This window comes from Promicromonospora aerolata, from assembly GCF_042682255.1.
Lineage (GTDB): Bacteria > Actinomycetota > Actinomycetes > Actinomycetales > Cellulomonadaceae > Promicromonospora > Promicromonospora aerolata.
This window is the reverse complement of sequence record NZ_JBHUHF010000001.1, coordinates 1,303,168-1,322,461: the sequence shown is the minus strand read 5'-3', so window position 1 is coordinate 1,322,461 and position 19,294 is coordinate 1,303,168. Positions and strand designations below refer to the sequence as shown.

16 protein-coding genes are annotated in these 19,294 nt (G+C 67.4%); 8 read left to right on the top strand and 8 right to left on the bottom strand.

All coding sequences use genetic code 11. The features are described 5' to 3' along the window. The first annotated feature begins 73 nt into the window (after window positions 1–73). The 6 genes from ACFSL2_RS06005 (at window position 74) to ACFSL2_RS05980 (ending at window position 10,337) form a co-directional block, all read left to right on the top strand. Window positions 74–3,394, top strand: a complete 3,321-nt coding sequence (locus ACFSL2_RS06005) for a type I restriction endonuclease subunit R (protein WP_377196976.1) — start codon at window positions 74–76, stop codon at window positions 3,392–3,394. Then, window positions 3,391–5,475 carry a helix-turn-helix transcriptional regulator gene (locus ACFSL2_RS06000; protein ID WP_377196975.1) on the top strand — a complete coding sequence of 695 codons (2,085 nt, stop codon included), beginning with the start codon at window positions 3,391–3,393 and terminating at the stop codon, window positions 5,473–5,475. The genes ACFSL2_RS06005 and ACFSL2_RS06000 overlap by 4 nt, the downstream gene beginning before the upstream one ends. Before the next feature lie 56 nt (window positions 5,476–5,531). After that, window positions 5,532–7,097, top strand: a complete 1,566-nt coding sequence (locus tag ACFSL2_RS05995) for a class I SAM-dependent DNA methyltransferase (protein WP_377196974.1) — start codon at window positions 5,532–5,534, stop codon at window positions 7,095–7,097. After that, entirely contained in the window at window positions 7,094–8,338 is a 1,245-nt protein-coding gene (locus tag ACFSL2_RS05990; RefSeq protein ID WP_377196973.1) for a restriction endonuclease subunit S, read from the top strand. Before ACFSL2_RS05995 ends, ACFSL2_RS05990 begins: the two co-directional genes overlap by 4 nt. A 78-nt stretch (window positions 8,339–8,416) precedes the next feature. Further along, window positions 8,417–9,943, top strand: a complete 1,527-nt coding sequence (locus tag ACFSL2_RS05985; RefSeq protein ID WP_377196972.1) for an SNIPE associated domain-containing protein — start codon at window positions 8,417–8,419, stop codon at window positions 9,941–9,943. Window positions 9,944–10,010: 67 nt separating this feature from the next. Next, the gene (locus ACFSL2_RS05980) at window positions 10,011–10,337 is read left to right on the top strand and encodes a helix-turn-helix domain-containing protein (RefSeq protein ID WP_377196971.1); all 327 of its coding nucleotides are present in this window, start codon (window positions 10,011–10,013) and stop codon (window positions 10,335–10,337) included. On the opposite strand, the gene ACFSL2_RS05975 is transcribed toward ACFSL2_RS05980, so the two are convergent. The 4 genes from ACFSL2_RS05975 to ACFSL2_RS05960 form a co-directional block, all read right to left on the bottom strand. Then, on the bottom strand, window positions 10,334–10,945 hold the full coding sequence (locus ACFSL2_RS05975; RefSeq protein WP_377196970.1) for a hypothetical protein: 612 nt from the start codon (window positions 10,943–10,945) through the stop codon (window positions 10,334–10,336). The genes ACFSL2_RS05980 and ACFSL2_RS05975 overlap by 4 nt on opposite strands. Window positions 10,946–11,072: 127 nt before the next feature. Beyond that, window positions 11,073–11,897 carry a hypothetical protein gene (locus ACFSL2_RS05970; protein ID WP_377196969.1) on the bottom strand — a complete coding sequence of 275 codons (825 nt, stop codon included), beginning with the start codon at window positions 11,895–11,897 and terminating at the stop codon, window positions 11,073–11,075. A gap of 97 nt (window positions 11,898–11,994) precedes the next feature. Continuing rightward, window positions 11,995–12,585, bottom strand: coding sequence for a hypothetical protein (locus ACFSL2_RS05965; protein WP_377196968.1), 591 nt, complete (start codon window positions 12,583–12,585; stop codon window positions 11,995–11,997). A gap of 28 nt (window positions 12,586–12,613) precedes the next feature. After that, window positions 12,614–12,991, bottom strand: coding sequence for a hypothetical protein (locus tag ACFSL2_RS05960; protein ID WP_377196967.1), 378 nt, complete (start codon window positions 12,989–12,991; stop codon window positions 12,614–12,616). Window positions 12,992–13,457: 466 nt separating this feature from the next. Here ACFSL2_RS05960 and ACFSL2_RS05955 point away from each other — a divergent pair, with 466 nt between their 5' ends. Next, window positions 13,458–14,867, top strand: coding sequence for a hypothetical protein (locus ACFSL2_RS05955; protein WP_377196966.1), 1,410 nt, complete (start codon window positions 13,458–13,460; stop codon window positions 14,865–14,867). Window positions 14,868–15,112: 245 nt separating this feature from the next. On the opposite strand, the gene ACFSL2_RS05950 is transcribed toward ACFSL2_RS05955, so the two are convergent. After that, on the bottom strand, window positions 15,113–15,742 hold the full coding sequence (locus ACFSL2_RS05950) for a helicase domain-containing protein (protein WP_377196965.1): 630 nt from the start codon (window positions 15,740–15,742) through the stop codon (window positions 15,113–15,115). A gap of 498 nt (window positions 15,743–16,240) precedes the next feature. Between ACFSL2_RS05950 and ACFSL2_RS05945 the strand changes: the two genes are divergently transcribed. After that, the gene (locus tag ACFSL2_RS05945) at window positions 16,241–16,753 is read left to right on the top strand and encodes a hypothetical protein (RefSeq protein WP_377196964.1); all 513 of its coding nucleotides are present in this window, start codon (window positions 16,241–16,243) and stop codon (window positions 16,751–16,753) included. 83 nt (window positions 16,754–16,836) lie between these two features. On the opposite strand, the gene ACFSL2_RS05940 is transcribed toward ACFSL2_RS05945, so the two are convergent. From ACFSL2_RS05940 to ACFSL2_RS05930, 3 genes are all read right to left on the bottom strand, one after another. Beyond that, entirely contained in the window at window positions 16,837–17,175 is a 339-nt protein-coding gene (locus ACFSL2_RS05940) for a hypothetical protein (protein WP_377196963.1), read from the bottom strand. A 182-nt stretch (window positions 17,176–17,357) separates the two neighbouring features. Further along, window positions 17,358–17,996 (bottom strand): response regulator transcription factor, encoded by a 639-nt coding sequence (locus ACFSL2_RS05935; protein WP_377196962.1) that lies wholly within the window; start codon window positions 17,994–17,996, stop codon window positions 17,358–17,360. Then, window positions 17,987–19,192, bottom strand: coding sequence for a sensor histidine kinase (locus ACFSL2_RS05930; RefSeq protein WP_377196961.1), 1,206 nt, complete (start codon window positions 19,190–19,192; stop codon window positions 17,987–17,989). The genes ACFSL2_RS05935 and ACFSL2_RS05930 overlap by 10 nt, the downstream gene beginning before the upstream one ends. Window positions 19,193–19,294 lie beyond the last annotated feature (102 nt).

The following is a 19,294-nucleotide window of genomic DNA, read 5'->3' as shown; positions in this document are numbered from 1 at the left end:
AAGCATTCTGGACGAGTCACACCGCACGTACGCAACTAGGCTCACTGACCAGCACCTTCGTAGGGGAGGCACCATGCACGGCACGGAGTCCGAGTGGGAGCACCGCGCACTGGAGTACCTCGGCACCTCCCTCATGTGGGAGCGCTTGAACGGCACGGAGATCGCGCCGGGCGCCACGTCCACGAAGGGTCACCCGCTGTATGCGGCGTCGGGTGCTGCACTGCCGCAGCGTGAGTCGTGGGACGAGGTGGCGATCCCGTCGCGGCTCCGTGCTGCGATGGGGCGGCTCAACCCCGGCGTGCCCGCGCGGTTCCTGGACCAGGCCCTGCTGGAGATCCTCCGCCCGACGTCGCAGGACGCGATCACTGAGAACAAGCGGATCCACGACATCCTGACCAGCGGGTACCCGCTGACGTACATCGAGGACGGGCGCGAGCGCACGCCGTCGGTCCGCCTGATCTCCGACGACGTGTCCGCGAACGAGTACCTCGCGGTCAACCAGGTGACGGTACGCGTCGGCGACGTGGAGCGCCGGTTCGACGTGGTGCTCTACGTGAACGGCATGCCGGTGGTCGTGATCGAACTGAAGAACGCCGGCGACGAGCACGCGACCGTCGCGACCGCGCACGCCCAGGTCGCCGGGTACGTACGTGTGCTGCCGCTGGCGTTCCGGTTCTGCGTGCTGACGCTCGTGTCCGACGGGGTGGACGCCCGCTACGGCACGCCCTTCACGCCCCTGAACCACTTCTCGCCGTGGAACGTGGACGACGACGGCGCAGAGGTCACGTTCGGTGTGCAGGTGCGCCAGGTCTCGGGCGGGCTGGGCGTGGTGGACGACGACCAGCCGCTGTCCGCGCTGGAGGTGGCGCTGGAAGGTCTGTTCAACCAGCAGCGGTTCGGGCAGCTGCTGCACGGGTTCGTCGCCTTCTCGACCGGCGACGACGGCCTGGTCAAGCGCATCGCCAAGCCGCACCAGTACTTCGCGGTCACCAAGGCGGTCGGCGCCACCGTGCAGGCGATCGGCGACGACGGCAGGGCCGGCGTCGTCTGGCACACCCAGGGCTCGGGCAAGTCGATGGAGATGGAGCTGTACGCCAACCAGGTGGCGCGGCACCCGGAGCTGCTGAACCCGACGATCGTCGTGGTCACCGACCGGTCCGAGCTCGACGGCCAGCTGCACCAGACGTTCGAGTCCTCCGCGCTGCTCCCCGAGGTCCCACGCCGCGTGCTGCGGCGCGCAGAGCTGCGGCAGGAGCTGGGCGACCGCGTGTCGGGCGGGATCTACTTCACGACCCTGCAGAAGTTCAGCCTCACGGTGGACGAGAAGCGGGCCGGGCACGCGCACCCCGTCCTGTCCGCGCGCCGCAACATCGTGCTGATCGTCGACGAGGCGCACCGCAGCCACTACGACGACCTCGACGGGTACGCCTGGCACCTGAAGAACGCTCTGCCGAACGCCACCCTCATCGCGTTCACCGGCACCCCGATCTCCGAGCGTGACCGCGACACGAAGGCCGTCTTCGGCGACGTCATCGACGTGTACGACCTGACCCGCGCCGTGCGCGACGGCGCCACGGTGCCGGTCTACTTCGAGCAGCGCATGATCCGGGTCGGCCTCGACGGTGGGATCGATCCCGAGACCATCGACGCCACAGCGGACGAGGTCACCGCAGGCCTGGACGACGCCGAGCGCGACCGCCTGCAGAAGTCGGTGGCCGCCATCAACGCCATCTACGGCGCCCCGGCGCGCCTGGAGGAACTGGCCCAGGACCTGGTGACCCACTGGGAGGCACGCCGCGACGCGATGGTCGAGCTCGTTCGTGACACCGTCCCCGCGGCCACCGACGCGGTCGTGGCAGGGGCGCCCGGCAAGGCGCTGGTGGTGTGCTCCACCCGCGAGATCTGCGCACGGCTCTACGACCAGATCGTCGCGCTGCGCCCCGACTGGCACTCGCCGGACCTGGCGGCGGGCCGGATCAAGGTCGTCTATTCCGGCGACGCGCGGGACGAGCCGCCGGTCAGCGACCACGTGCGGCGGGACCAGGAGAACGCGACGATCCGTCAGCGGCTCAAGGACCCCACGGACCCGCTGGAGATCGTCATCGTCAAGGACATGATGCTCACCGGCTACGACTCGCCGTCCCTGCACACGCTCTACCTCGACCGCCCGATGCGCGGCGCCCTGCTCATGCAGACCCTCGCCCGGGTGAACCGCACGTTCCGTGGCAAGGACGCCGGCCTGCTCGTCGGGTACGCCCCGGTGGCTGACAACCTGCGCGAAGCCCTGGCGGAGTACACCGACGACGACCGCCGGGAGAAGCCCGTCGGGCGAACCGTCGAGGACGCGGAGAAGCTCGCCCGCGAGCTCATCGCACAGATCGCCGATCTGGTCGACCCGTCAGGCTGGCGGGCGCGCCTCCGGGACCTCCGGCAGAAGAAACCGCATCTCGCCTGGACGGACACCTTGCTGCGGACCCTCGGCTGGCTGCGCAGCCCGGACACACCAGGGAACCGCCCACCCACGGGGACCGCACCCGACGGTGGCGACCAGGGGTTCGAGTCCCGCCTGGATCAGTTCCGGCGCCGGGCCGCCATGCTGAACCGGGCGTGGGCGCTCGCTGGTCGGGCCGCAGCGCTGCGAGACGTGGCCGAGGACGTGCGGTTCTACGAGGAGCTGCGGATCTGCAACGGCAAGCAGGACGCGCGCGAGCGTCAGGCGACCGGACAACCGATCCCTGAGGAGGTGCTGCGCCTGCTCGGCCAGCTCGTCGCGACCTCGGTCGAGTCCGACTCCGTGGTCGACATCTACGAGGAGGCCGGTCTGGCGACGCCGCGCCTCGACCAGCTGGACGGGTCCTACCTGGAGCGGGCACAGAAGTCGGAGAACCAGCAGCTCGCCGTGGAAGCACTGCGCGACCTCGTGGCTCAGGAGACCGTGCGTCTGACCGACGGCAACATCGTGCGTCGCGAGCTGTTCTCCGAACGGCTGCAGAAGGTGATGCTGCGCTACACGAACACCAACCTCACCTCGGCCGAGGTGATCGTGGCGCTCTTCGAGCTGGCGCAGGACCTCGCCAAGGAGGAGGGTCGTGCGGCGGAGCTCGATCTCTCCGTGCGGGCCGTGGCGTTCTACGACGTGCTGCGTGCGGCCGGCAGCGTGGGCGACGTGCTGGACGACGGCGCGCTGCGCGAGGTCGCGGAGGAGCTCACCCGCATCGTCAACCGCGACACCCGGACCGACTGGACGGTGCGCGACGACGTCAAGGCCAAGCTGTTCACCTCCGTCAACCGCCTCCTGGCCAAGCACCGCTACCCGGCCGACCTGCGCCAGGACGCCGTGGTGCTGGTGCTCAAGCAGATGGCGGTCGTCACCCGGCAGGTATGGGCGTCGTGACGCCGGATCAGGGCGCGCCCGGCCTGGAGTCGGATCCGGCGCTGAGCGGTCTCACGCTCACGATGCCTGACATCGCGGAGCTCGCGCAGGTGAAGCGAGCCGTGGTGTCCATGTGGCGCAGGCGGTATGCGAACGGCGCCCTCCCGTTTCCCGCGCCGGTCGACGCAGAGACGAAGCAGCCCCGCTTCCACGCCGCTGAGGTGTCGGCCTGGGTCGAGCAGCGCGGTCAGGGCAACAACCCAGACTTTCGTGCGGATGCCGCGGTCGTGGCAGCCCTGACCGACGACGGCGATCCCGCCCGGGGGTTCGACGCGCTGACCGCGCTGCTGGCGCTCGCGCCGTACACGTCGGCACCGCTCGCGACGATCGACCCGGACGAGCTCGTGGACCTCGCGGACGAGGTGGACCCGGACGACCGGTTCGCCTACCGCGAGACCGTCGGTCTCGGGACACACCTGCTTGGTGCAGCCCGGCACGCGGGGGCAGTGGCTTCGGCCGCCTACAACCCGGCCAGTGCCATCGAGCGTCTGCTGGCGGCTCGGCACCGCACCGGTGACCCGCGGCTGACCGGGACGGTGTTGCGTACCCCGGTCCTGAATCTGGTCGCGGACGTGCTTGCCGCTCTTGCGCCGGACGACGAGGAGCTGGTCGTCACTGATCCGAGGCCGGGTTGCGGGGACCTCCTGGCGGCGGTGCTCGGCCGCAGCGAACGGGTCGAGCCGGTGCTGGCCCACGTGCCCACCGGGGACGACGGCGTGCTGCGGCTCGCCCGCCGTCGGCTCGCGGCGAACTCTTGGCCGGTCGGGGCGTCCTCGGGTGACGTGGACGCGCACCTCGTGACGCAGGTGCCGGCGCTCGACGAACCTGACCTCGACCCTGTCGACGTGCTGAGCCGGGTCGAAGACGCCGTGCTAGGCCTGCCGATAGGCCGCGCGGCGATCGTGGTAGGGCCGGCGTCGGCACTCGTCGACGAGCTCCGTGATCTTGCCGCGGAGAAGATCCGTGACTACCTGATGAGATCGGGGAAGCTGCGCTCGGTGGTGCTGCTGCCTGCGGGCCTCGTGGTGTCCCGCCCGAGACAGAAGATGGCGGTCTGGGTGCTGGGCACCGTGCTGCCGAGTGCATCGTTCGGCAAGAAGCACCTGGTCGTCGCCGACCTCAGCGAGCACGCACCTGACGGCGACGAGTTCGACGGCGGCGTGGTCCACGACCTGCTGACCGACATCATCGCGGCCCAGGGGACCGAGCGTGACGCCGACGCGCACCATTTCCGGTTCGCCAGGTTCCTCGACTCAGGCGCTGTCGTCGCTCGCCGGCAGAGCTTGCTCGGGGCTGCGAAGGCGACCCACGACCTGGTCTTCCGTGACCCCGCCGGGGCTGAGCAGCACCTGCACGAGCTCATGGCACACCTGACGGATCCTGTCCGGCCCAGCGAGCTCCCGGTGGTCCGCGGAGTGGCGGGTGGAGAGCCGGGTGGGCGGTACACCATCGAGGGACTGGTCGGGCATGGTTTCGTCCATCGCCGGTCCGGTCACCGCCTGCACGCCGCCGACGTCGTACAGGGGGCTGCCGAGGGTACAGTCCCGGTGATAGGCCCCGCGGAGATCGCCGGAGCTGCCCCGTGGGGCGATCGCCGGATCGACCGGCTCGGCTTCCTGGCCCGGTACAGCAGCGGGCGGCTGACGGAGCCCGGCGACATCGTCTATGTGACTGCCCCGCGACCAGCGGCCGTCGTGGACGTGGAGGGGTTCTGTGTGGTCGAGACGCCTGCGCGGATCTTCCGAGTTCCAGGGCGGGCGCGCGGCAGAGTCGTGCCGGAGGTGCTCGCCGCGGACATCAACGCGGCCGGCGCCGAGGCCCGGGATCCCGAGGGCTGGACCGTCCGGCTCGTTCCGCTGGACCAAGGCCCCGCCCTGTCCGAGGCTCTGACGGTGCTGCGCGAGGAGGAACGTGCGCTCCGCGCTCGCCTGGAAACGCTCACCGACCTCCGGGGAGGGCTCCTCGACGGTGTCGCGTCCGGGGTGGTCGGGCTGAGCACCGAGAATGTCAGTGTGCCGCGCGAGGATGAGCGCGGTCGATGAGAGAGGAAGGCACTGTGCCTCCGAAGTTGAAGGTGTCGGCGCCTGCGGCGTCGACGATGAAGGAACTCAAGGACACGCTCTGGAAGGCCGCGGACAAGCTCCGCGGCTCGATGGATGCGAGCCAGTACAAGGACGTGGTGCTGGGGCTGGTGTTCCTCAAGTACGTGTCCGACGCGTTCGACGAGCGGCGCGAGACGGTGCGTGTGGAGCTCGAGGCAGAAGGCCTGGACGAGGCGACGATCGCCGAGCTGCTCGACGACCCGAACGAGTACCGCGCGGCCGGCGTTTTCTGGGTGCCGCGGCACGCGCGCTGGTCGTATCTCGCGCGGTTTGCCAAGGGCCGGCCCGCGGGAGCCGACGGCGAGGCGGTGGACCCCGCGACGGTTGGCGAGCTGATCGACGCGGCCATGGAGCACATCATGGGCTCCAACCCGTCCCTCAAGGGCACGCTGCCCACGCTGTTCAACCGCGAGTCGGTGGACCAGCGCCGCCTGGGCGAGCTGGTCGACCTGCTCAACTCCGCGCGCTTCCGGGGAGACGGTGCGCGCCGGGCGCGCGACGTGCTCGGCGAGGTCTACGAGTACTTCCTGGGCAAGTTCGCCGCTGCCGAGGGCAAGCGGGGCGGGGAGTTCTATACGCCGCCCGGTGTGGTGCGCGTGCTCGTCGAGGTGCTGGAGCCGTACCAGGGCAACGTGTACGACCCGGCGTGCGGTTCGGGCGGCATGTTCGTGCAGGCCGAGAAGTTCCTCGAGCGGCACGGTGCCAACCCGCAGGACATCTACGTGTTCGGCCAGGAGCTCAACGAGCGCACCTGGCGCATGGCCAAGATGAACTTGGCCGTGCACGGCCTGACCGCCCAGCTGGGTGCGAAGTGGGAGGACACCTTCGTCCGGGACCTGCACCCGGACACGAAGATGGACTACGTCATGGCCAACCCGCCCTTCAACATCAAGGACTGGGCACGGTCGGAGGACGACGCCCGCTGGGCCTACGGCGTGCCGCCGGCGGGCAACGCGAATTACGCGTGGATCCAACACATCCTGTCCAAGCTGGGCCCGACGGGTACCGCCGGCGTAGTGATGGCGAACGGGTCGATGTCGTCCAACTCCGGGGGAGAGGGCCAGATCCGGGCGCAGATCGTCGAGGCGGACCTCGTCTCGTGCATGGTCGCGCTGCCGACCCAGCTCTTCCGGTCGACCGGGATTCCGGTGTGCGTGTGGTTCTTCTCGCGCGACAAGGGTGCTCGGGCGGGTGAGGTGCTGTTCATCGATGCTCGGAATCTTGGGCACATGGTGGACCGGGCGGAGCGGGCACTCTCCGACGAGGACATCACCAAGATCGCGGACACGTACCACGCGTGGCGGGGGAAGCCTTCGGCCGCCGCGAAGGGCCTCGTTTACGAGGACGTCGCCGGGCTCTGCCGGACGGCGACCCTCGCTGAGGTCAAGGAGGCCGGGTACGCGCTGACGCCTGGGCGGTACGTGGGTGCGGCCGAGGTCGAGGACGACGGCGAGCTGCTGGACGAGAAGATCGCGCGGCTGACGAACGAGCTGTACGAGGCTTTTGATGAGTCGGCGCGGCTGGAGGCTGTGGTGCGGGAGCAGCTGGGGAAGGTCGAATGAGGCGCCGAGTTCGGCTCGGAGACCTGTTCTCAGTCAAGCATGGATTTGCGTTTCCAGGCGACGAGTTTTCCGAGGATCCTGCATATCCGACGGTCACAACCCCAGGGAACTTCGCAATTGGTGGTGGATTCAAACAGAGTCGTCCAAAGACTTTCTCGGGTGAAGTTGACCCCGAGTACGTGCTCGAACCCGGTTCCCTGGTACTTAGCCTGACGGATCTTAGTAAGAGTTCAGATACACTGGGGTCGCCCGCATTGGTCCCTTCGGGACGAACCTATCTGCATAATCAGCGGATCGGTCTTGTGGTTCCGAAGGTTCCAGAATGTGTACCCCGGTTTCTCTCCTACTACTTGCGCCTGCCGGGTTACCGCCACCATGTCGTAGGGACCGCCTCAGGTAGTACCGTTAAACATACGAGTCCTTCGCGCATTTATGAGTTCGAGGCAAGCATCCCGGATACGGCAAGCCAGTTCGCCATCGCCGACGTCCTGAGCGCCCTCGACGACAAGATCGCGGCCAACACCAAGCTCGCCACCACCGCGCTTGAGTTGGCACTTGCCATCTACCGGCGAGCGGTCAACCGCCTGCCGCTGGTATCGATGAGTTCCGTTCTCGCACCGATCCTCGGAGGCACGCCGGCGCGCTCCCGGGCAGATTACTGGGATGGAGATGCCTTGTGGATCTCTGCCAGGGACGTGACCGGCGCCGGCAGGGGCGTGATCCTCGATACAGCCGAGAAGATCACAGACATTGCGGTCGCGGCGACAAAGGCAAAGCCCTTGCAGGCTGGGTCGGTAATTCTGACCGCTCGAGGGACTGTTGGTGCAGTTGCGCGACTCGGGCGTGCTGCCTCGTTTAATCAGTCTTGCTATGGTTTTGAGGCAACAAAGATCCCCGCCGGAGTGCTTTATTTCATGATTCGTGAGGCGTCGGAGAGTGCACGGGCACATGCGCATGGCTCGGTATTTGACACCATCACCATGAAGACCTTCGATGATCTCGTCGTTCCGAAATTTTCGGACGAAGTATTGAGGAATGTCGAAGGATGCATCGCGCCACTGCTTGAAACAGTAACGGCAACTGAGGTGGAGGCGCGGAAGTTGGCGGTAATGCGTGATGCCCTCCTGCCTGCCCTCATGTCCGGCCGCCTCACCGTCCGTGACGCGGAGGCGACAGTCGAAAGCGCCGTTGATGGCAGCGCCGTCGGACCCGAAGCGCGGGCAAACGGCACGCTCTGGTGACCACCACGACGGCGGACCAGAGTCCGCCGCCGTGGTGTCCCGTACCTACTGGCTGTGGCAACTCAACGAGGAGCGAGCATGACGTCGCAGGACTTGCGGTTCAACGCACCCCCAGGATGGCCAGCGGCTCCCGAGGACTGGCGGCCTCCGACAGGCTGGAAGCCTGATCCGTCGTGGCCCGCTGCCCCGGAAGGGTGGGTGTTCTGGGTGCCCAAGGCCCCGCCGTCGCTTGCCCCGCAGTCACCACCGGCCCCACAGCTGGCTGTCGCCGTGCCCGCGGCGGCCATTGCGCAGCCTGCCGAACGGTCCGTCCCGATCTTCGGTGCGAGGAAGAAGGCTCGCGAGCTCGGCTCCGAGGTTGAGGCGCTACGTGCAGAGCTCCAGCGTGTCGGTGCGCTCGATGCGCGCCAGATCGAGCAGGAGCGCGCCGAAGCCCGCGAGCGGTTCGAGGCGGAGATGCGCGAGCACGAGGGGCGGCGGACGGAAGTCGTTCGGCAGCTCGAGACCGAGGTAGCACGGCTCAGGGCCGACCGGGACGAGGCGACGTCTGCTGTGCGGCAGTTGCGTGAGCAGGTGGTCGAGCTGAACGAGGTGCAGCTGCTGCAGGAGGTCGGGCTGTATGAGTACCAGCACCCTCTGGCGAACGCAGACGCCTATCGGGACCGCCTCGACGCGCTCCGCGCGCGGATCAAGGACATGGCCAAGAAGGACGGCGGTGCGATCACCGCAGTGTCCGGATGGACCGTGAACGGGTCGGCCGCTGAGGGTAAGCGGATGGTCGCGCAGACTTCCAAGCTCATGCTGCGCGCCTACAACGGCGAGGCGGACGTACTGGTCCGGGGGATGCGGCCCTATCGGTTGGACGCGAGCGTTGACCGGCTGAACAAGTCCGGCGAGACCATTGCCAAGCTCGGCAAGTCCATGCAGATTGCGATCACGCCGTCATTTCACCGCATGCGCGTGGAGGAGCTCAAACTCACCGCTGACTTCCTCCAGAAGCAGGCGGAGGAGAAGGAAGCACAGAAGGAAGAGCGCGCCCGGCTGCGCGAGGAACGCAAGGTGGCGCAGGAACTGGCCAGGGAGAAGGAGAAGCTTGAGAAGGAGCGTAGCCATTACGCGAACGCTCACGCGGCACTGCTGGCGAAGGGCGACGTCGAGGGTGCAGCCCGGCTCGCCGAGCAGATCAGCGAGGTGGACCAGCAGATGGAGCAGGTCGACTTCCGCGCCGCCAACCACAGAGCCGGCTACGTGTATGTGATCTCGAACCTCGGGGCGTTCGGTGAGCACATGATCAAGGTGGGGCTCACACGGCGTCTCGAACCGCTCGACCGTATCCGTGAGCTCGGTGACGCCTCCGTGCCGTTCGGTTTCGACGTGCACGCCCTGTTCTTCGCGAACGACGCCGTGGGCATCGAGGCGGAGATGCACCGGCGACTGGCCAACACGCGGGTCAACCGGGTGAATCTCCGTCGCGAGTTCTTCTACGCCACGCCGAACGAGGCTCTGGTTCACCTGCGCGACCTGGCCGGGGACGTGCTGACGTTCGAGGAGATCCCAGAGGCCATCGAGTTTCGGCAGAGCCTGACGATCGCGGGCGGTAGCTGACCGAGGCGTCGTGGCAGAGCGCAGCCGCCATTCCTACAAGGTTAACCTTGTGCAAGGAGGTGGCTCAATGACTCCCGATGAGATCGATGCTTCTCTGGCATCTCCCGAGACGGTCCTCGCCGAGGCACTCGCGCAGGAAGATCAGCATCTTCTGCACACGCTCGTGATGCGGCGTCGTGCGCTCGGGTTGTCGCAATCAGCGGTTGCGGAGCGCATGGGCGTGAGTCAGGCCGCGATCAGCCTGTTCGAGCGGGCGGGCAACGACCCCCATCTGTCAACGGTGCGCCGGTACGCCCGAGCCCTCGGTGTCGTGGTGCGGCACCGCGTCGACACCGACGGCGCAGACCACGTGACGCAGTCGGACGCCAGCAGAGTTATGAAAACAGGCCCTTAGCGCCTGAATTCCCGCTGCGGCCAGTCGAAGCGCTGAGGCCATGACGACCCAGTGTGGCGAGTGCTACTCGGTTCGAGACGGAGCTGGAGCGTGTGGGGACGGATGCCGACCACTCGGAATTGAGCCTCGATGCCAGGCTCTGGCCAAGACACCTGGTTCTGAAAGAACCACATGGCGTCCACGAAGCCATGGACCCGGTTATGCCAGATGTCGACGTAGGTGCCTGTGACACCTGACGGCCATGGGTTGGAACCGAATGTCCCCTGGACAAGAGATCCGTCGGGGAACGGGCCTGTCGTCGTCGGGGCAAATTTCCGATGGTTGATGGCCTTGCGGAACACGTGGTCGAACTCGTCGGCCTCGACCAAGATCGCACCCGCGGGGACTTCCACGAGGCCTTCAGCCGGTACGCCATAGACGGCTTCGTAGAGCTGAACTCCGAGCAGTCCGGCCCGATCCCGCAATGCGATCATTTCATCCAGGCGGGCCGCGACAATCGGTTCGCCACAACGCAGGACCACATGGCGGGCGGCATAGCCCTGGTCGTCGAGTTCGAGCCAGTGCCACTCGTCCTCGTCGGGCCAGTAAGCACGAAATCGTCGCTGCACGGGCTCGACCTTAGTGCGGAGGCCGCCCAAGTTTCGGGCCTGGCTTCTGCCGCCGGCCGTTGGTGCAGGAGGGCGCTTCGGGGCTCTCCCCGACCGTGGTGTGCGCGGAAGGTGCTAGTCGAGCACGTCACTTCGGCTCGGGGAAGGCTTCAGCGGCAGCGCCGCCCGGTCGCCAGGACAGGTTCTTGACCGACTCGCCGGCGCGGTACTTGTTCCACGCCTTGATGCACAGCGCGGTGATCCACCGGGCGTTGCGTGCACCACGCACGCTCACCGAGTTGTCCAGTGCCCGCAGCAGGACGTGGATCGGGTCGCCGTCGGTGAGCGGGGCGCGGTCTTCGATCACCTTGAAGAAGTAGTCCGCGTCGTCACCGTCGATCTGCGAGAACCGGAACCACAGGTAGATGGCCACTGAGGACGGGACGCCGCGTCGCGAGAGGGGCCCTGTGCGGGGCGCAAACTCGCGTAGCCAGGAGTACTTCTCCAGAGTGCCGAGCGACTGCTGAGTCGTCGGCGTGTAGGACCAGCCACCCGCGTTGTCACCGACCAGCTCGTAGGCGGTAATGCGCCGCAAGCCGGCTGCCAGAGCGGTGTAGTGCGCCTCGCCGCGCAGGTGCAGGACGTCTGACAGCTTGCGCTTGGCGCCGCCGTCGATCGTGTCCTGAGCGTCCTTCTCTGCGCCGCGGACCACGAGCATCCGCACCGTCACCTCAGCCTGGAGGATGGCAAAGAGGCGGTGCTGTCCATCCAGTAGCGTGCCGTCCTTCGCGAAGACGATGGCGGCTCCGTTGTCCTTCCAGTTGCCTGCCATCATGTCGGTCGCGTATCCGTCGATGACCCGCTGGCGAGAATTCCTGTTGTGGGTGTTCTTGGTCAGCCACTGCTCGGCGAGGTCAGGCGTGACCACGACGAACTCGGCACGGTAGGTGTCAGCGGCAATGTTGAAGTTCACGGGTTCCCTCGGTTCTCATTGATTCGGTCGATCGGGACCTGGCGGCCTCGACCGCTACCAAGGGTTGGCCGCGTGGACGCACGGGCCACCCCTATCCCTACTGCTTGGCCCAGGTCCCGCACCTCGCCGACGTGAAGACCTGTCCGTCCTGCACCGTCACCACGGGATAGCCGCCGCCGGGGATGTCGTTCTCGATGATGTCCGACCCGTTGCTGCCGCCTGCCGTGATCTCCCAATAGCAGTTGGACGACACGGCTTCCTTGGTGCGGTAGGTGCCGGGCTGGACGTCGGAGCCCACCGACCAGGTGCCGTCGGTGACCTGCGACGCCTCGATCTTCTTCTCGACGTTCGTGACTGCCTTTTCACGGGCGTCGACATCCGCTTCGAGCTCGGCCACTGCGTCCTCACGCTCCTCGAGCTCGGTCTCCCGGTCGCCGTATGTCTCCACCTCACGCTCCAGAGTCGTGACGCGAGACTCGGCGTCGTCCTTCTGATCGGTGACGGTTGTGAGGTCGCCGCTGAGCGCGTCGTTCGCGGCGTGCAAGGTGTCGTTGTCCTGCTTGCCGTCGACGCCGTACGCGACGGCGCAGACCAGCAGGATGCTGAGCCCGATCGTGGCGCCGTGCCGGCGGGCGAACGATCCGCGGCTCGGGCTGGTCGGAGTGGTCGAGGTGAGGTCATGGCGCATGGTGTGTTCTCCGGGGTTTGGCACAGTGCTACGGGGTCGAGACGACGAGGTCGAGGCCGGTGTCGGGGTGGTACGACCAGCTCGCGGTGAAGGAGTCCCACGAGTCGGTGACTCGTCCGTCCAGGGCACGCGTCGAGTTCATGGTCTGTGTGACGCGCTCCGGCGTGTCGAGCTCGGCCAGGAGGCAGCCGACGGTCTCGTAGTCGACGCCGTCGGTGTCGTCGTCTCCCTGCGTGTCGACGATCAGCGTGGATGCCTCGTCCGCGATCAGGGCGCCGGCGCTCTCCGCACCGCAGGCGTCATAGGCGTCCTGGATCCCCGACGCCACGGTCGGTGACGGGGATGCCGAGTGCTCGACGGCTTCGTTGCTGGAACCGGAACCACCGGCAGGTAGGGCGATACCCACGACGACTCCCAGAATGAAAGCCCCCGACGTGACAGCGATCGTGGTGGTGTGACGTCGAGGGGATGACACCGTGGCGGGCTGGACTTCAGGACCTACGTCTGGCCCAGCCGGGCTGTCCGATCCATCGTCGGATCCATACGAGTTCACGGCGGGCTGAGGCGGGGCCTCGGGCGGGGTAGGCGGCAGCAGGCTCATGTACGGAGCATCGGCCTGATCGGCCTGTGCGGTCACGGCGCTCATTGAGAACCCGGGATATCGGTTTGGATGCGTGTCCCGGACTGGGGCCGGGTGGCCTCACCGGCTCTCGCGGTGACGGATGGAGCATCGATTGCCGCAGCGTTGTGTCAAACGTCCGGTTGAAAAATTCTCCGGCGACGTCAGAGCTACCGGACTCGACGGAACGCGGATCGGACCCTGCGAGAGAGAACCGGTACCTTCGACGTGAATTGCTCGGTACCGTTGCGCGGTGACATGGCTGAGCCCCGACCCTGTTGATATTGGACGCCTGGACTGGTTGCGCCAGGATCCGTTGGCGGGAGGCAGCGTCTGGCCGCGGGCGACGGCGGCTGAGCTGCGGGAGTGGCACACCTGGGGCTTTACGGGAAGCGAGATCGTGGCGTGGCGCGAGGCGCTCGTGCGGTCGATGCAGATCGAGGTGCGCGAGGACGATCCGGAGGGCCTCTACGCGTCGATGCTCCCCATGTCGGCCGCGCTCTGGAGGGGCGGCGGATTCTCCCCGACAGAAGCCGGTAAATGGTGCGAGGCCACAGCCGGGCACACTGCGAATGTCAACGTTCCGGTCTTCGCGCGTGAATGGTGTGCGCTTGAACTCGATGCCGACCTCGGAAGAGAGTGGCTCGGCGAACTGGATGTGTTCGGTGATCTCGAGATCGACCTTCGAGACATCGGCCGCCTGCTCAATGCCGGGTGGTCATCCACAATCGCTTTTCTGTTCCTTTTGCTCCGTCGGATGGCCACGGGCGCCCAGGTCGGTCTGCCTGAGGCCGTTGCCTGGGCCGAGACTGGCTTGCCGGTCGAGCTTGTCCTCACCTACGCGCGTGCTGGGATGCAGTTGGGCGACATCGGACGAGCTGAGCGGTCTCGGCGCGAGACGCTCGCCCAGGGGCAGCCGTGGAAGCCGCCGATGGTTCTGACGGTGAGCCCCGAGGATGGCGCCATGCTGAACGTCGTCATTGCGGGCGCACGGGACCTTGGGATACCCGCTGGTCCGTGGACGGAGTTCGTCTGGCCGGACGCCCGGATCACGCGGACATTGCGCCAGAGTCTTGACAGATACGACCAGCCTGCCGAATGGCCGCCGCGTGACCTTCCGACGAATCGTCCCCAGCCGCAGCAGGGCGTGGGATCGCCATGGGACACCTTGGAGAGCCGGAATGGCTGGGTCGAGCCGCCCATGATTCCCGAGGACCACGCGCTCCCTCCGGAGATGGGCTTCCTCTCAGAAGGGGCGCACTTACAGGCGATCCATGACTATCTCGCGGCCAACGTCGACAATCTTGAAGTAGATGAACATTGCGAGATCGCTTGGCCGCCAGAGGGATACCTCTGGACGCCTGGTTCGTATTGGGAACCGAACGACGAGGATGAGGACGTCGAGTGCTCGGAGCATGGCGAGATACCCAACGGCGACTGTGACGAGTGCGAGGAGTTGGCGGCCGAATCCGTCGCAGGAGCGACGAAGGAGGCGCGAGAGGAAGAGGACTCCGTTCCGGCGGTATGGCACTGGCTACTGCATGTCACTACGTTCTCTTCCGGCGAGGGGTCAAGCTCCGACGCGGACGAGGAGACGTGGGAGTGGTTTGAGACGGCGATGCATCCGTTGTCGGTTTACTACAGTGAGAGCGCGGTTCGCTGATTCTTCCGTGGCGTCCAGCCGGAGCCGGGGCACAATGCCACTTAGCTTGTCATGCGGCTTTGGGTTCTCCGGTGACGGTCGGGAGGGCCGCCAGACGGATCGTAGGTGGCCCGTCGTGACAGGTGCCGACGTGGTAGGGCTTCTTGGGCTGGAGTTGCCGGTGCGGCGATTGACGACGCGCGAGCGCCGGGGCCCTGTGTGCTGGCCCGACGAACAGGATCCGTCGGGCCGGCTGTGATCAGCGGCTATCGCTTCCGCGGCCGAGGTTCTTCCGGGAGTGGCCTGCTGTGCACGACGGCCAGCTTCCTGTTGGGGCGCGTCAGCGACGTGTACAGCGGCCCGAGGCGACCAAAGTTTTCCGGAAAGTCAGCGGGTTCGCTGACTACGACGCCGTCGAACTCGAGACCACGAGCCTCGTCGGGCTGCATGACGACGACCTGCCGTCCGGCCTTCTCCCAGAAGCGTTGGTCACCCTGCCGCGCCCGCCAACCTTCACCCCGGAACAGTGCTCGGATACGAGAAGAATCGACGTCGATCACCGCGACCGTGCCCTCCGGGTAGGCGCTCAACAGTCGATCGACCTCACTGCGCACGGTGGCGGCGAGGTCCTCCCGCCCAGCGCGGGTGGCCGCGGGGGCCGGTCCGTCATTCTGGAAAGCAAGGAGTGCGCGTTCCGTCTTGGGCAGAAGCCCCTTCGCGTACTCCAGGATGGGGAGGGTCGATCGATAGCCCCGTTCGAGCCGTGGCTCGACGCGGGGGTATTCGATGACTGCGGCCACCTGCCTCGACGATGCGAGCGTATGGTCCGATCGGCGCTGGTTGAGGTCGCCGAGGATCGTCCACCCATCCTCTTCGTTCAGTGCGGCGAGCGGCATCCACTCCAGAGCGGTGACGTCCTGGCCACCTGATGGTGTTGGTAGAGGTCATAGCCATGAACGCTGCACGGGGTGAACTACCGGATGAGGCACCGGACTCTCGTGAGGCGTCTTAGCGGGCTCCTGGTCTACGGCTCGCCCGGCGAGCCGTAGCGGTCAAATGCACCAACGGTCGAGCAGCCGGTGACATCCCAGATCGTCGTCTTGGCCCTGGTCGAGCGCCGACGCCTACCGGGCCGGGGCGCGAGGTCATCGCCTGGAACTGGGACTGGACGTCCACCTCGGCTGCGCCGCTCCGCTGGTTCCCCAGCTTCCCGGGACCGAAACCCTGACAGCAGCTTGACGCGGGACGCCTGATCCACTGCTCGCGGGGCCTGAAGGAGTAGCATTCCGGAAGGGTTTGGCTAGGTCTCGCACCGTTGCCTGGGCCAGACCCTGGGCGGTCGCCCCTGCAACCGGCTCCGCGGGTACTTGCCTTGACGACGATGGAGGCTCCGCATGGCGTTTGACAGCGAGGATGAGGTCAAGGCGGCGCTCGGGATCACGTCGTGGAGGAACTTGTCGAAAGACAACGTGGTCAAGTTCGCTGCGATGCGGCCGGACATGAACAAGGATGTCGCCCAGGCGATCGTCGCGCAGCTTCCGGTGTACACCAGGCTCGGTCTCGATGTCATGGAATCCGTGAGGAACGTTCACGACTCCACGCTGGGATCGAACCGGCACAGCCAGGACCGTGTTCATGATGGGTTTGCCGAGGTTCGGGAGATGGCCAAGGAAGAGCTCAAGAGGGAAGACCTGAGCCCCGAGGAGCGGCGGTACTATCACGAAGCCGCGAAGGAGACGGCGCAAAAGGAGTTCGAGAAGGACTCCGAGAACAAGCGGTTCCTCGACGGGCTGCTCGGCAAGACCGTCACCGTGGCAGGCATCGTCGTCGCTGCCGGGGTCGCGATTGCCGGTGGCCGGGCGGCACTTCAACGCGGCGATGACACGACAGGCACCCGGGACACGTGACAGCCTCACCCGGGTGGCTTCTCGTCTCAGAGCGCCTGCGGCGTTGAAAGACCAGACACATGCGAAAACGGGTATGTGGCGGATCAGTCGTCGCAGTAGCAGGACCCCGACGCCGATCGCGTCATCCCACACGTCTCGCAGGTTCCCGTGCGACTGCTGGCTACGGCCGCCCCCACGCTCGTGCTCGCCGTGCGCTCGGTGAAGTCGGCGGCACAGGTCTTGCAGTGCGGCAGCTCCCGCATCTGCTCGTCGCTCGCTGGGTATGGCGGCGGGCCAAGAAGGCCACCCTGCTCGTCGCGGTACCAATGCCAACAGTCCTCATGGTGCCGCCGCCGCGGGCGCTCGCCAGTGAGGTCGCCAGTGGTCGCGTTCACCGGGTCCTTCACCCAGACAAGGCCAGGAAACTGGATCTCCGTCGTCATGATCGGCAGCGTAGACGGAGCATCTGACATTCAGCCCCTTGTCGCGGCGTGCTGCCTGACGTGATCTGCCAGCGGACCGTGTTGCCGAAGTAGACGGAGAGTAGACGGTGTCTACGGAGGGCAACACAGTCCGCGCGGTAACACTCCCTCCGGAGGCAGAGGTCGAGAGACCAGGCCCAGATCTACGACTCCAGATACCGCAGCACCGCCAACACCCGCCGGCTGTACCCGCCCTCACCCACCAACCCCAGCTTGTCGAAGATCGCATTCGAGTGCTTCTCCACCGCCGACGTCGACACGAACAACGCCGCAGCGATCCCCGCATTGGTCCGCCCCTCGGCCATCAACGAGAGCACTTCCCGCTCCCGCTCCGTCAGCACCCCGAGCGCATGCGACGTGTCCCGAAACAGCTGCCGCACCACATCCGGATCCAGCACCAGCCCCCCGACGCGCACCCGCTCCAGGGCGTCGAGAAAGTCGTCCACCCCCATCACCCGGTCCTTGAGCAGGTATCCGACGGCGCGCGCGTCGTCACCGAGCAGCACCTGCGTGAACTCGCGTTCCACGTACTGCGACAGCACGAGGATTCCCACCTCCGGCCAGCGCTCCCGGATCTCCACGGCCGCCCGCACGCCCTCGTCGGTGTGCGTGGGCGGCATCCGCACGTCCAGCACGACGACGTCGGGCCGCTCCGCCGCCAACCGCGCCAGCAAAGGCCCAGCGGAACCGTAGGCGGCGACGACGTCGTGTCCCTCGTCCGTCAGGAGGCTGCGGATGCCCTCGCGCAGCAGGGCGGAGTCCTCGGCGAGCATCACGCGCACGGCAGCGTCACCTCGATCCGGGTCGGCCCGCCGGCCGGGCTGTCCACGGCCAGCGTGCCGCCCGCGGCGGCCACCCGCCCGCCCAGGCCGGCCAGCCCATGTCCGGGCGACAGGGCAGCACCGCCGACGCCGTCGTCTCTGATCACCACGTCCACGACGCCATCCTCCGAGAGCCCATCCAGAGCCCCACCATCGTCAACGGCACCAGTGCCACCTCGAACCCGCACCAGAACACCCGCCGACCGGGCCCCCGAATGCTTCGCCACGTTCGTCAGCGCCTCCGCCACCACGTAGTACACCGTCGTCTCCACGCCCGACGGCAGCCGCTCCGGCGAGTCCCACTCCAGCTCCGTCGGCACCCCCGCACGAGACACCAGCTCCGCCAGCACCGGCGCCAGCCCGTGCGTGTCCAGCGCGGTGGGCCGCACCCGCCACGCGACCTCTCGCAGGTCAGTCACCAGCCGGTCCGCCTCCAGCGCCGCGTGCTCCAGCAACGAAGCCCCAGCAGACCCAGGACCAACGGCCCGCCGCGCCCGGTTCACCAGCAGCCCGAGCGCCACGGCCCGCTGCTGCACCCCGTCGTGCAGGTCCCGCTCGATCCGCCCCCGCTCGGCATCCAGAGCGGACAACAGCTCGGCCCGGCTCACCGTCAGCGACTCGACCTGCGCCGCCAACCGTTCGCTGCGGCTCGGCGCCAGCCACCGCGCGGCGGCCGACCGGTCCAGGAGCCCCACCCCGATCAGCCCCATCAGGTCCAGGTAGAGCAGGACCGCACCCAGGGGCACCAGGGCGAGCATCTCCGGCGTCGTCAGACCGCTCTCGAACGCCTGGTCGACAGTGAACCGTACGTCGAACAGCCACGACGCCAGGCTCGCGACCACCCCGAACAGCCCGTACGCCAGCAGCCCGAGCACCGGCGTGCCCACGAGGCCGACCCCGACCCGCGCCGCGAGATACCGGGCGGCCCGCGGAGAGGTGAGCGCGGCGCCGCCGTCGGCCCAGCCGAGAAACCGCACCGAACGACGGCGGTGCCACGCGACCAGCGCGCCCACCCACCCGAACGGCGTCCGCCGCCGCACGGACACGACGGCGGCCATTGCGCCGACGAGGTCCACCGGCCATGTCACCGTGCCAAGGGCCGCGCCCCACAGCATGCGGGCAGGGGTGCTGCGCCAGACGGCGGGGGAGGGGTCCACCTCGCCAGGATAGGGACGACGCCGCCCGCGCGGACTGCGGTAAACCACACCCCGCCCTGCGGCGAATCCGCCCAGCCGTGCGGACAGGCCCAGCGCGCCCGA